Here is a 13,164-nt window from a genome sequence, read left to right on the forward strand (position 1 = left end):
TGACTCACGCCGCCTTCTTCATCCGCGCCAGCGTGTCGGCCACCACCTCGCCAAACGACGACGGCGTCGGCACGATAATCACCCCGGCTTCTTTCAGGATCTCGACCTTCTCCTGCGCGGACTCGCCGAAGGCCGAGATGATGGCGCCGGCATGGCCCATGCGGCGGCCTTTTGGGGCGGACAAACCCGCTATGTAGGCGATCAGCGGCCTTCGCATGTTGTCGCGCGCCCAGATCGCGGCTTCGGCTTCCTGCGGTCCGCCGATCTCGCCGATCATCACCACGGCGTCGGTCTCGTCGTCCTGCTCGAACAGCTTCAGAATGTCCTTGAAGGAGGAGCCGTTGATCGGATCGCCGCCGATGCCGACGCTGGTCGAGACGCCGATGCCGAGCGCCTTCATCTGCGAGGCGGCCTCGTAGCCCAGCGTTCCCGAGCGGCCGACGATGCCGATGCGGCCGGGCAGGTAGATCGAGCCGGGCATGATGCCCATCAGCGCCTGTCCGGGCGTGATCATGCCGGCGCAGTTCGGCCCGACCAGCCGCATGCGGTCCTCGAAGCGGTAGCGGCGCATGTAGCGCTTGACCTGCATCATGTCCTGCGAGGGGATGCCGTCGGTGATGCAGACGCAGAGCTTTATCCCCGCATCCGCCGCCTCCATGATCGAATCGGCGGCGAAGGGCGGCGGCACGAAGACGATGCTGGCCTCGGCGCGGGTCTCGCGCACCGCGCCCTTTACGGTGTTGAAGACGGGCAGGCCGAGATGCGTCTGGCCGCCCTTGCCGGGGGTGACGCCGCCGACGAGCTTGGTGCCGTAGCGCTTCATGTCCTCGGCATGGAAGCTGCCGATCTTGCCGGTGAAACCTTGCACGATGACGCGCGTGCTGCGGTTGAGCAGGATTGCCATTTTTGTGTCCTCCCTAGAGCATGATGCCGAAAGTGTGGAGCGGTTTTCGCGGACAAACGTTTTCCGTTTGTCCATGCATCATGCTCTATCTGTTTGATTTAGAGACGGATTCAGATTTCAGGTCGATTCGACCTGAAACCATCCGGCTCTAGGCTGCCTTTTTCTTGGTGGCCGCGCGCCAGGCGGCGACGGCTTTTTCGGCGGCTTCGGCGAGCGTGTCGGCGACGATCACCGCCTCGCCGGAATCGGCCAGGATCCTGCGCCCTTCCTCGGCCCTGGTGCCGGAGAGCCGCACTACCAGCGGCACGTTGACGCCGACCTCGCGGATCGCCTTGATGACGCCTTCGGCAACCCAGTCGCAGCGGTTGATGCCGGCGAAGATGTTGACCAGGATGGTCTCGACATTCTTGTCGCCGAGCACGGCGCGGAAGGATTTCGCCACACGCTCGGGCGAAGCGCCGCCGCCGATGTCGAGGAAGTTGGCCGGTTCGCCGCCGGCGATCTTGATCATGTCCATCGTCGCCATGGCGAGCCCGGCGCCGTTGATGATGCAGCCGATATTGCCGTCGAGGCCGACATAGGAGAGGCCGCGGTCGCTGGCGAAAGTTTCGCGCGGGTCTTCCTGGCTCTTGTCGCGCAATTCGGAGATTTCCGGCCGCCGAAACAGCGCGTTCTCGTCGAACGACATTTTCGCATCGAGCGCGACCAGGCTGCCGTCGCGGGTCACCACCAGCGGGTTGATCTCCAGCATCGAGGCGTCGTAATCGCGGAACACCTGGTAGCAGCTGAAGATGGTCTCGGTCGCCTTGCCGATCAGGCTGTCCTCCAGCCCGAGCCCGAAGGCGATCTCGCGCGCCTGGAAGCGCTGCATGCCGACGCCTGGGTCGACGGTGGCGCGGATGATCGAATCGGGCGCCTTCTCGGCGATCTCCTCGATCTCCATGCCGCCGGCGGCCGAGGCCACGATCATGACGCGCTCTTCCTTGCGGTCGAGCACGAAGCCGAGATAAAGCTCCTGCGCGATGTCGACGGCTTCCTCGAGATAGAGGCGCGAGATCAGCTTGCCGCGCGGGCCGGTCTGGTGGGTCACCAGCTTACGCCCGAGCATGGCCTCGGCGGCGCTGGAAATCTCCTCGTCATTGGAACAAAGCTTGATGCCGCCGGCCTTGCCGCGCGCGCCGGAATGAACCTGCGCCTTCAGCACCCATTTGCCGCCGCCAATCTCGCGCGCCCGGTAAGTCGCCTGTTCGGGGCTATAGGCCAGCCCTCCGCGCGGCACGTGGATGCCATGCCGGGCGAGCAGTTCCTTGGCCTGATATTCGTGGATGTCCATTCTTTTCTCCTCCCCAATCCTCAAAGTGCGGCGGCGTATGTCTGGCCGGCGCGTTCGATGGCGTCGTTGACCACCAGAACGTTCCTGGCCATGCGTTCCGACGCGGCGTCGATCATCTTGCCATCGAGTGCTGCTGCTCCCTTGCCCTGCGCCTCCGCCTCCTTCAGCACCTCCAGGATGCGGCGGGCGCGGGTGACTTCCTTCTCCGGCGGCGAGAACACGTCGTTGGCCAAGGCAATCTGCGAGGGATGGATCGCCCATTTGCCTTCGATACCGAGGGCTGCGGCGCGCCGGGCGGCCGTCTTGTAGCCTTCAGGATCGGAGAAATCGCCGAACGGCCCGTCAATGGCGCGCAGACCATAGGCGCGGCAGGCGACGGTCATGCGTGACAGGGCGAAATGCCACTGGTCGCCGGGATAGTCGGGGTTGAGGCCGCCAATGTTGACGGTACGCGCCTTGTTTGAGGCGGCATAATCGGCAACGCCGAAATGCATGGCTTCCAGCCGGCCTGGCGTCGCGGCGATGGCCTCGACATTGGCCATGCCGAGCGCGGTCTCGATCAGTGCCTCCAGGCCGACGCGGGTCTTGAAGCCCTTGGCCATCTCGATCTGGTTGACCATGGCCTCGACCATGTAGAGATCGGCCGGCACGCCGACCTTCGGCACCAAGATCGTGTCCAGCCGGTCGCCGGCCTGTTCCATCACATCGACGACGTCGCGGTACATGTAGTGGGTGTCGAGCCCGTTGATGCGCACCGAAACGGTCTTGCCCTTGGCGCGCCAGTCGATGTCGTTCAGCGCATGGATGATGTTCTTGCGGGCGCGTTCCTTGTCGGGCGGCGCGACCGCGTCCTCGATGTCGAGGAAGACGAAGTCGGCGGCGCTGTTGGCCGCCTTGTCGATCATCTCCGGGCTGGAGCCGGGAACCGCCAGCTCGCTGCGTTGCAGCCTCAATTTCTTCAGATGGTTGATGGTGTGGCTCATCGTCTCTCCCCTTCATGCGGCTTCCGCGACCGGCACCGCGGCCGAGGCGCGGAAATGCTGGATGGCGGCGCCGACACCGGAGCCCGGCGCCAGCCGCACGCCGCTATCGAGCAGCGCCATTTCGGCCGCTGAAAGCGAGGCCAGCACCATCACCTCGTTCAGCCAGCCGAGATGGCCGATGCGGAACACCTTGCCGAACACTTTGTTGAGGCCGCCGCCGAGCGAGGTCTGGTAGGCTTGGTAGGCGCGCTTGACGACGTCGCCGCTGTCGATGCCTTCCGGCACCAGGATGGCGCTGACCGTGTCGGAATGCCATTTCGGCGCCTTGGCGCAGAGTTTCAGCCCCCAGGCATCGACCGCCTTGCGCACGCCTTCGGCGAGGCGATGGTGACGGGCGAAGATGGTCTCCAGCCCTTCCTCGGCGATCAGGTCGAGCGAGGCGCGCAGGCCGCGCAGCAATTGCGTCGCCGGCGTGTAGGGGAAATAGCCGGCGTCGTTGGCGCGGATCATGTCCTCGAAGGAGAAGAAGCAGCGCCGGTGGGTGGCGGTCCTGGAAGCGGCCAGTGCCTTCCTGCTGACCGACAGGAAGCCGAGGCCAGCCGGCAGCATGAAACCCTTCTGCGAGCCGCTGACGGCGCAGTCGACACCCCATTCTTCCTGGCGGAAGTCGATCGAGCCGATCGACGAGACGCCGTCGACGAAGAGCAAAGCGGGGTGGTTCGCATCGTCGAGCGCCGCGCGGCAGCCGGCGACGTCGCTGGTGACGCCGGTCGCGGTCTCGTTCTGGGTGCAGAAGACGGCCTTGATGCGGTGCGTCTTGTCGGCTTTCAGCCGCTCCGCATAGAGGTCCAGTGGAACGCCGGTTCCCCATTCGCAGTCGATCACGTCGACTTCGAAGCCGAGCCGCTCGGCCATGTCGACCCATAGATGCGAGAACTGCCCGAAGCGTGCCATCAGCACCCGGTCGCCGGGGCTGAGCACATTGGTCATCGCCGCCTCCCAGGCACCGGTGCCGGAGGACGGGTAGATGAAGACGCGGCCGGTCTCGTTCTTGAAGACGCGTTTGATGTCCTCGAACAGCGGCAAGGTGAGGTCGGGGAAGGAGGCCGCGCGCATGTCCTCCATGGGAAGGTTCATCGCCTGCCGCACCTGCTCGGGTATGTTGGTCGGTCCGGGAATGAAAAGATGGGTGAAACCGGCCATGGTGCGAACTCCTCCTGATCCAGCAAAGCGTGATGGGGAGTTTCGTTTCGACGGCTAATGCCGACAACACCTTGGCGGGTAAGAACTTGCCGCGTGCGGGTGGGGCAAGACTACCCGATGGCCTACCCGGTCGCCCTACCCGAAAGGCTGTTTATGGGTGCGCTTTTCGCTCGAATAGAGCGCGACCGCCATGGCGCGGTTGCGGACATCCAGCTTGTCGTAGAGATTCTTGAGGTGGTATTTCACCGTGTTCTCCGAGATGCCGGTCCGGGTCGCGATCTGCAAATTGGTCCAGCCGTCGGACAGCACCGCCAGCAGTTCGCGCTCGCGCACCGTAAGCCGGGACAAAGGCGTGTCGTTGACCTTGTTGATGTCGATATAGGGAATGCAGATGCGGCCGTGTGCGACAGCCAGGATCGTGTCGAAGATGATGGCGGGATCGTCGAATTGGAAGCAGTAGCCCTGGGCCCCCAGGCGCACGCACTGTTTCAGGATGCCGATGTCGTGGTCGTTCGAAAAGACCGCGATGCGGACGTTGAGCTTGCGGCTCTGGACCTCGGCCAACACGTCGGCGCCATCCATGTCGGCGAGCTTCCAGCCGATGACGGCGACGTCGAACCCGCCCTCGGCCGCCAGGTCCAGGAACTGCTTGCCACTCTGGGCCGTGCCCAGCAATTCGAAACGACCGTCGCATTCGAGCATTTCGCGCAGCGCAGATATGACGAGCGGATTGCGTTCGGCGACGACAATGCGCATGCGCCGGTCGCCGATTGCCTTGCTCGTTTTCCCGGGCTTGCTGTTCAAGGGCTGTTTTTATCCCTGGCCGATTGCAAACATTGCTCATGCCCCAGCGCGAAGCCCTGGACCTGCATCATGACAATTCTGCCCTTACCGCGAAGAGACGCTCTTTCCCCAGCGACATGCCCTGTCGCGCCCGCTGAACCGGGTTTCCGGGGTTTTTGACGGGGCGGACATTGCCAGGCCGGGCATAAGCGATACCTTTGTAAGGGCAGCGTTGAACGCGCGTTTCGTTTGATATTCCGCGCCTTAGGGGGATAAGTTCTCAAATCGAATCGTGTCTGTGCGCCCGCTGCATCGGATTTTTCGCGAAACCGGTTTCCGCTTTAAGGTCCGATGCACTAGAGCTGAGACGCAATTTTTCCGGAATGGCGGGAGGCGCTGGTGGAGGACAAGCAGACGACCCCCGCCAAGGCGGCTGAAGACGCCCACGCCGATATCTATGGCGAGGACGGTGCGGTCCTTTCCTCCTTCCTTGCCCGGATCGGTGCCGCGATCGCCGACCGCGATAAGCTGACCCTGAAGCGCGAAGTCGACGACCTGCATCAGTCGGAACTTGGCGATCTCATCGAGGCACTGCAGCCCGAACAGCGGCTTGCCCTGGTCGAGTTGCTGGGCGCCGACTTCGACTTCTCCGCCTTGACCGAGGTCGACGAGGCGATCCGCATGGATATCGTCGACAACCTGCCCAATGCGCAGATCGCGCAGGCGGTGCAGGAGCTCGATTCCGACGACGCGGTCTACATTCTCGAAGACCTCGAGCCGGAGGACCAGGACGAGATCCTGTCGCAACTGCCGTTCACAGAGCGGATCAGGCTGCGCCGCTCGCTCGACTATCCGGAAGAGACCGCGGGACGGCGCATGCAGACCGAGTTCGTCGCGGTGCCGCCCTTCTGGACCATCGGCCAGACCATCGACTACATGCGCGAGGACAAGAACCTTCCCGAGCGCTTCAGCCAGATCTTCGTCATCGATCCGACCTTCAAGCTGCTGGGGGCAATCGATCTCGACCAGATCCTGCGCACCAAGCGCGCGGTCAAGGTCGAGGAGGTCATGCATGAGACGCGGCACGCCATCCCGGCCACCATGGACCAGGAAGAGGCGGCGCGGGACTTCGAACAATACGATCTCTTGTCGGCCGCCGTGGTCGACGAGAACGAGCGGCTGGTCGGCGTGCTGACCATCGACGATGTCGTCGACGTCATCCAGCAGGAAGCGGAGGAAGACCTGCTGCGCATGGGCGGCGTCGGCGACGAGGAGCTCTCCGACAGCATTCTGGCGACCTCGCGCTCGCGCGTTCCCTGGCTGCTCGTCAATCTGCTGACGGCGTTTCTGGCGGCATCGGTGATCGGCCTGTTCGACCATACGATCGAGCGGATCGTGGCGCTCGCCGTGCTGATGCCGATCGTGGCCGGCATGGGCGGCAATGCCGGTTCGCAGACCATGACCGTCACCGTGCGGGCGCTGGCGACCAAGGATATCGACATCTACAATGCCGGCCGCATCATCCGCCGCGAAATGGGCGTCGGCTTCATCAACGGCATCGTTTTCGCCATTCTGATCGGCATCGTCGCGGCTGTCTGGTTCCACGATCCCAATCTGGGCGGCATCATCGCGGTGGCCATGATCATCAACATGTTCGTGGCCGCACTCGCCGGCATCCTAATCCCGCTGCTGCTCGATCGCTTCAAGGTCGATCCGGCGGTCGCTTCGGCTGTCTTCGTCACCACGGTCACCGATGTCGTCGGCTTTTTTGCCTTCCTCGGTCTCGCCACCTGGTGGTTCGGCGCCGGGTGAGTGGCTCAATTGACTTTTACGTAAATGCCGTGCGAGGCTTGTGCGGGGTGCCACGTCGATTCCGGCATGGCAAAGGGTTTGTTCGGGACGGAAGGGGACGCATGGCGATCACCCGGAATTCCGGCGTGGAGTGACAATGCGGGAATATTATTCGATCACTGAACTGACCCGCGAATTCGACGTGTCGACGCGGACGCTGCGTTTCTACGAGGACGAGGGGCTGGTGCAGCCGGTGCGGCGCGGCCGTACCCGGCTGTTTCGACCGTCCGACCGTCATCTTATCCGGCAGATCATGCGGGGAAAACGGCTCGGCTTCTCTATCAACGAGATCCGCGAGATTATTCAGATGTACAAGGAGCCGCCGGGCGAGGTCGGGCAGCTCAAGCTGATGATCAAGCGCATCGAGGAAAAGCGCGAGGATCTCCGGCAAAAGCGCCGCGACCTCGAGGAGACGCTGGCTGAACTCGACCAGGCCGAAGAGTCCTGCGTCGAGCGGCTGGTCGAGCTGGGTGTCAACACCTGAGTCTTCGGGCGTGCCGGCTGATCGCGGAAGTCTGCTGTCCTGCCGGTGACCACGCGCGGCCTCAAATCCAGCGCCGCACTCTTTTGGCGTAATCCCGGTATTTCTTGCCGAATTTCGCCGCCAGGATTTTTTCCTCGCCCTCGATCGCGACCTTCTGCGTGAGGAAGGCGGCGACGAAGGCAAGCAGGAAGAACCAGGCGATGCCCGAGACAAAGGCGACGCCGATCAGCATCAGCGTGTTGGCCAGGTACATCGGGTTGCGGGTGACGCCGAAGGGGCCTGAGGTGACGAGATGATCGGGCACGGCGTTGGGATTGAGCGTTGTCCTGGCCCGTATCATGGTGCGTATCGCGGTGAACCAGAGTACGGCGACGGCGAACAGCGCCACCCAGCCGGCGGCGAACAGGATGTCGCCCAGGAGATCGCCGATCCAGGGCAGGGGGACGTAGAGGCCAAGCGCGACACTGATGAGGATGGCGGCGACGTAGATCACCGGCGGCCACGGTATCAGCCCAGGCTTCGGTTCGGTCCCAGGCTTTGGCTCGATCATTGCGTCCCTCCCTCTGTCATCTTGTCCTCGGTCTTGCCGGTACACGTTGCGGCAAGATCGGACAGATGCGTCCTGAAGTCCGCAGTCTGATCGTTGTTGTAGAGCCGATCAAGCGAGCCTTCACCTTCGAGCGTCTCGAGCATGCAGCCGCAATAACTCGAACAGAAGGTTGCGTTGCGCGTCTGCTCGCAGGAGCGCTGGCAGGTTTTCAGGAAATTGACCTGCGGGGTTTCGACCTGCGCCGGCATCACCTGCGAGAACAGCCAGACGCAGCCGATCAACAGCGGCTGGTGGATCAGGTAGAAGGCCAGGCTGTGGCGGCCGATGAAGACCAGCGGGTTCGACCATCGCCCGGGCATCAGCTTCGCCAAACGCGCCCTTATGCCTGATGTGGACGCGAATTTCGCCACCGCAATGCCCGTAAGCACCGCGCCGAACCAGGGAAACAGCGGCACGTAGTCATTGGAGCGCGGATTAATCGCCGACAGGCCGATCCACCACAGCCAGGGATGATCGAGGGCCTCCAAGCGCAGGTAGACGGGTGCCGCGATGACGAGTGCCGCGACGACAAGCGTCAGCAGCGCCGGCAGGCGCAGGAAGACGAGCCCAAGCAGGCTGGCGAGCGCGATCTCGTGCAGGATGCCGAAAAAGATGAAACCGTCGGGCGTGGCGATGCGGGTAACGACGGAGATGGCGACCGCCGCGCCCGCAACCATGGCGAACCGCTTCCAGAAACCGTTCCAGCGGATTTGCCGGCCATGGGCGAGATAGAGACTGACGCCGACCAGGAACAGGAAGGTCGAGGCAATGCAGCGAGCGTAGAACTTCCACCAGCCGAAGGCGGTGAGGCCAGGATCGGTGTAGCCGAAGAATTCGAGATCCCAGGTGAAATGGTAGCTCGCCATCGCGATCAGCGCGATGCCGCGCAAGATATCGATGGCGACGATGCGCTTCGATGGCTCAGGGGCGGGTGCGGTCGGCGTGTGGATGCTCATGGTCTCGCGATCTGATTCAGCCTCTCCAAGACGACTATCACGGTTGCCCTGGATAGAAGAAGGCCGGTCGCCCTGGCCTGGGCGGCGCGACGGCGCCCGTGCCAGCCGCCGGGTTGGGCCAGCGCGGGAAAGCCTTTGACCGGCTTCGTTTTTGCCGGGCGGGCGTCGGTTTCCTCTTAATGGGCCTGAAATGCTCACGGCAGATTTGGTGCCGCGATTCTGCTTTGGGGAAGCAATGTCCACCCATGTGCGTCATCCGATCTGGCTTCCGGCCCTCAAGGCCGCGGATGCGCGCACCTTCGCCTCGCTCTACGCGGTCGAATCCTTCGCTCGCGCCATGGTGTCGAGCGTCATCCCGATCCAGGCCTACGAAATCCTGCACAATGAGCAGATCGTCTCGATCCTCTACACGGTCGTGTCGCTGATCGGCCTGTCGGTGACCCTGTTCATGCCGATGCTGATCCGCCGCTTTGCCCGGCGCTGGGTCTACACGGCGGGCGCCTGCATGCTCGCCATCGGTTCGCTGTTCTTCGTCACCCATACGCTCGCCGGGCAACTGGCCGGCATGTTGTGCCGTGTCATGGGCGCCAGCGCGCTGTCGATCACCCTCAACCTCTACATCATGGACCACATCCGCAAGACCGATTTCATGCAGGCCGAATCGCTGCGCATGGCGTGGTCGATGGTTGCCTGGACCTGCGGGCCCACGCTCGGCATCTTTCTTTACGCGCATTTCGGCATCTACGCCGCGCATGGCGCGGTGGCCGTGTTCGCGATCGCCTTGCTGGCGCTGTTCTGGTTCTATCGGCTGAGCGACAACCCGTCGATCCGTCCGGGCAAGACGCGGCCGGCCAATCCGCTCGCCAATATCGGCCGCTTCGTCGCGCAGCCGAGACTGAGGTTGGCGTGGCTGATCGCCTTCGGCCGTTCCTGCTTCTGGACGACGTTCTTCGTCTACGGGCCGCTGTTCATGGTCATTACCGGGCAGGGCGATATCGCCGGCGGCCTGCTGGTCTCGGCCGGCAACGCGCTTTTGTTCATGGCGATCTTCTGGGGCAAGGCGGGCAAGCGCTTCGGCGGCCGGCGGACGATGACATTTGCCTATTTCGCCATGTCGGCGGCGCTGCTGGCCGCCGGCACGGTCGGAGCGGCAGCGCCGTTGCTGACCGGCGCCTTCCTGTTGTGCGGCGCCTTCTTCACCATCGCGCTCGACGCGCTGGGCTCGACCGCCTTCATGCGCTCGGTGCGCTCCTATGAGCGGGCGCAGATGGCGGCGGTCTACCGCACCTATCTCGACTTTTCCGAACTGACGCCGCCGCTGGTCTATTCGGTGGTGCTGGCCTTCTTCGGGTTAGGCTCGGTGTTCGTCACGCTCAGCCTGCTGGCGGCGTTTTGCGGCTTCATGACTTGGCGCTACCTGCCGAAATCCCTGTAGGCATGTCGATATTCAGCTGATGCCGGCCTGATCTGAAACCCAACCTACCCTCATGTCACCGCAACATGGCGCTCGCGCACCCAATTGTGGAAGCGGTGCAACTCATATTCCTCGGGCATCAGCACGCCGGCCGTATGACGCATCGAGCGCAAGCCCCTCTGGTTCACCTCGCAGATGGCGGCGTCCTCTTCCAGCACCTGTGTGCCGAAGGCGACGATGTTGTCGATGTCGGTCGCGGCCAACGCCTCGGGCGCGAACAGCCACTCCGCGACAAGCTCGGTCTGTTCGGGACCGAGCGGCACCAGGCGCACGGTCCTGACATAGTCGACATGGCCGACGATGAACATCGAAGGCAGGCTGGTGGCATAGGTCTGGCCGGCGCTGCGTTCCGCCGGCGTCAAGTCCGGGAAGACCGGCCCATGCGCCTGGCCATCGCGCGACCATGTCTGCGCGCCAGCACGCAAGCCGCCGGAAAATTCCGGCGCGTCATTGTCGGCGTGGCGCACCCATTCGGGGTCGTCATGCCGGCTCATCAGGCCGCGGCCATAGATCGGCACCAGCCGCGACAGATCCTTGTGAACACCCGGGCAATGCAGGCACTCGTTGAAGTTCTCCCAGAAGATCTTCCAGTTGCAGTGCATCACCTTGCGCAGCACATGGCCCGACACCAGCGATTCGAGCGGCCAGTTGCCGAGGTTGCCGGAGCCGGGATCGAAGGAAGATTGCGCCGAGCCGGCGGCACCCTCGGCAAGATTGACGAAGACGAAGCCCCGCCACACCGAGAGCGCGACGCGGTAGAGCGGGTGATCGGCCTTGTCGAAGCCGTCGGGCAGCGATTTCGACGGCACGCGCACAAGATCGCCGCGCAGCGAGTAGGACCAGGCGTGATAGGGGCAGGTGATCAGCCGTGCCTTCAGCCGGCCTTCGCTCTCCTGGCAAAGTTGCGAGCCGCGATGGCGGCAGGTGTTGTGGAAGGCGCGCAGCTCGCCAGTGTCGTCGCGCAGCACGAGGATGTCCTGCGTGCCGATGCGGAATCGGCGAAAGGCCAGCGGCTGGGCCAGATCGGCCTCGCGGCAGACCAGCAGCCAGCTTCTGTACCAGATCGCATCGAGATCAAGCTGATAGGTCTGCTGGTCCCAATATGCCGATGAGGGCAGCGTCGGCTCGGTTCGGGACAGGCCGTTATAGGGATCGCGCTCGCTGGCATTGGGCTGCATGGCTGGCTTCCTGTGAGGGTTGCCAGCCGACACCCGGCCATGAAGTTTGTCAATCAGGGCGGGATGGGAACGGCTTTGCCGATACGACGCTCCTGCGCTGTCGGCTGTCGGAATTTGGTTTGCCGCGCGCGGCGAATTTCCCTATAGTCACCAACGTCGTCGGTTCCTTTTTTTGGAGCCAAGAGGGAATGCGGTGCGGGCGAGGTTTCGCCCAATGCCGTGGCTGCCCCCGCAACTGTGTGCGGTAGTCCTCTCCATATGCCACTGAAGATTTTTCTTCGGGAAGGTGGGGAAGGGCGCTGATCCGCGAGCCAGGAGACCTGCCGGCGGCAAAAAGACTGACTTCTATGCCCTCGGGTGGAGGGCGAAAGGACAAGACATGACCACTGCTACCGTCTCCCTCGGCGCCTCCGTCTCCTCGCAGTCGCGCTTCATGCAGCTCGCGCTCGCCGCGCTGCTCGGCATCTTCGTCGTCGGCTTCGTCGGCTTCTCGCATATCGACGCGGTCCACAACGCCGCCCACGACTACCGCCATTCGATGGCCTTTCCCTGCCACTGATAGGGATCTGACATCATGAACCTTTTTCGCAACGTCGTGTTCGTCGCGGCGATCGCGGGGCTCGTGGCCGGCGTCGTTCTCGCCTGCATGCAGGCCTATGCGACCGTTCCGCTGATCCTGAAAGCGGAAGTCTACGAACAGGCCGGCGGCGGCCATCACCATGACCATGGCGCGGCACCCGCCGCGACCGATACCAACGCCATGAGTACAATCGCCCCGGCAGGCAATGCCATGAGCTCGGCCGCGCCGGCGGCGGAAGCAGCCGCTCCGGCGGCGGAGGATGAAGGCTGGGCGCCGGCCGACGGCTTCGAGCGGTTCGCCTTCAGCGTGCTTGCCAATATCGTCACCGGCATCGGCTTCGCGCTGGTCCTGGTCGCGGTTTCGGAATTCGCCGGCGGCATCGGCACCTGGCGCCAGGGCGTGTTCTGGGGCCTGGCCGGCTTTGCCGTGTTCACGCTGGCGCCCGGCCTCGGCCTGCCGCCGGAACTGCCGGCAATGCCCGCGGCCGAACTGCTTCCGCGGCAGATCTGGTGGACCGCGACAGTCGTGGCGACCGCGATCGGGCTCGGCCTGATCGCCTTCCGCAAATCGCTGCCGCTGGCCATCCTTGGCGTCCTGCTGATCGTCGCGCCGCATATTGTCGGCGCGCCGCAGCCAGACAGTTTCGAGACACCGATCCCGGAGGGCCTGCATCATCAGTTCGTGGTGGCGGTGACAGTGACCAACCTGGTGTTCTGGCTTGTGCTCGGCGCGGTCGTCGGCGTGGTGCGTGGGCGCCTCACCGGCGCTGCTGCCAACCTGCGCGACAGCTTTGCCTGATCTGGGCAAGCTGACCTTCATCATAGGTGGTGGGCGCTCAGGCAAGAG

Annotated in this window: 13 protein-coding genes and 1 riboswitch; of the genes, 5 read left to right on the forward strand and 8 right to left on the reverse strand. The window is 63.9% G+C overall.

Annotation, left to right across the window (positions count from 1 at the left end):
- Positions 1-4 precede the first annotated feature (4 nt).
- The 5 genes from sucD to LB569_RS28050 form a co-directional block, all read right to left on the reverse strand.
- Complete coding sequence (gene sucD, locus LB569_RS28030; RefSeq protein ID WP_224694907.1) at positions 5-904, reverse strand: succinate--CoA ligase subunit alpha; 900 nt, start codon at positions 902-904, stop codon at positions 5-7.
- A gap of 148 nt (positions 905-1,052) precedes the next feature.
- Complete coding sequence (locus LB569_RS28035; protein WP_140701760.1) at positions 1,053-2,237, reverse strand: malate--CoA ligase subunit beta; 1,185 nt, start codon at positions 2,235-2,237, stop codon at positions 1,053-1,055.
- Positions 2,238-2,257: 20 nt separating this feature from the next.
- Positions 2,258-3,220, reverse strand: coding sequence for an HpcH/HpaI aldolase/citrate lyase family protein (locus LB569_RS28040; RefSeq protein ID WP_224694908.1), 963 nt, complete (start codon positions 3,218-3,220; stop codon positions 2,258-2,260).
- Positions 3,221-3,232: 12 nt separating this feature from the next.
- Positions 3,233-4,423, reverse strand: a complete 1,191-nt coding sequence (locus tag LB569_RS28045; protein WP_224694909.1) for an aminotransferase class V-fold PLP-dependent enzyme — start codon at positions 4,421-4,423, stop codon at positions 3,233-3,235.
- A gap of 135 nt (positions 4,424-4,558) precedes the next feature.
- Entirely contained in the window at positions 4,559-5,179 is a 621-nt protein-coding gene (locus tag LB569_RS28050) for a response regulator transcription factor (RefSeq protein WP_224540211.1), read from the reverse strand.
- 426 nt (positions 5,180-5,605) lie between these two features.
- Here LB569_RS28050 and mgtE point away from each other — a divergent pair, with 426 nt between their 5' ends.
- Both mgtE and LB569_RS28060 read left to right on the forward strand, forming a co-directional pair.
- Positions 5,606-7,018, forward strand: coding sequence for a magnesium transporter (gene mgtE / locus LB569_RS28055; RefSeq protein ID WP_224694910.1), 1,413 nt, complete (start codon positions 5,606-5,608; stop codon positions 7,016-7,018).
- A 136-nt stretch (positions 7,019-7,154) separates the two neighbouring features.
- The gene (locus LB569_RS28060) at positions 7,155-7,541 is read left to right on the forward strand and encodes a MerR family transcriptional regulator (RefSeq protein WP_006203215.1); all 387 of its coding nucleotides are present in this window, start codon (positions 7,155-7,157) and stop codon (positions 7,539-7,541) included.
- Positions 7,542-7,602: 61 nt separating this feature from the next.
- On the opposite strand, the gene LB569_RS28065 is transcribed toward LB569_RS28060, so the two are convergent.
- Positions 7,603-8,091 carry a methyltransferase family protein gene (locus LB569_RS28065; RefSeq protein WP_140701755.1) on the reverse strand — a complete coding sequence of 163 codons (489 nt, stop codon included), beginning with the start codon at positions 8,089-8,091 and terminating at the stop codon, positions 7,603-7,605.
- Entirely contained in the window at positions 8,088-9,086 is a 999-nt protein-coding gene (locus LB569_RS28070) for a heparan-alpha-glucosaminide N-acetyltransferase (protein ID WP_224694911.1), read from the reverse strand. Before LB569_RS28070 ends, LB569_RS28065 begins: the two co-directional genes overlap by 4 nt.
- Positions 9,087-9,321: 235 nt before the next feature.
- Between LB569_RS28070 and LB569_RS28075 the strand changes: the two genes are divergently transcribed.
- A complete protein-coding gene (locus LB569_RS28075; RefSeq protein ID WP_224694912.1) occupies positions 9,322-10,521 on the forward strand; it encodes an MFS transporter in 1,200 nt (399 codons plus the stop codon).
- 50 nt (positions 10,522-10,571) lie between these two features.
- On the opposite strand, the gene LB569_RS28080 is transcribed toward LB569_RS28075, so the two are convergent.
- A complete protein-coding gene (locus LB569_RS28080) occupies positions 10,572-11,738 on the reverse strand; it encodes an aromatic ring-hydroxylating oxygenase subunit alpha (RefSeq protein WP_224694913.1) in 1,167 nt (388 codons plus the stop codon).
- Positions 11,739-11,881: 143 nt separating this feature from the next.
- Positions 11,882-12,081: riboswitch (cobalamin riboswitch) on the forward strand.
- Positions 12,082-12,117: 36 nt separating this feature from the next.
- Here LB569_RS28080 and LB569_RS28085 point away from each other — a divergent pair.
- Positions 12,118-12,297, forward strand: a complete 180-nt coding sequence (locus LB569_RS28085; protein WP_127280551.1) for a CbtB domain-containing protein — start codon at positions 12,118-12,120, stop codon at positions 12,295-12,297.
- Positions 12,298-12,312: 15 nt separating this feature from the next.
- The gene (locus LB569_RS28090; protein ID WP_224694914.1) at positions 12,313-13,116 is read left to right on the forward strand and encodes a CbtA family protein; all 804 of its coding nucleotides are present in this window, start codon (positions 12,313-12,315) and stop codon (positions 13,114-13,116) included.
- The last annotated feature ends 48 nt before the right edge of the window (positions 13,117-13,164 follow it).

The organism is Mesorhizobium sp. BH1-1-4 (assembly GCF_020165665.1).
In the GTDB taxonomy this organism is placed as follows: Bacteria; Pseudomonadota; Alphaproteobacteria; order Rhizobiales; family Rhizobiaceae; genus Mesorhizobium.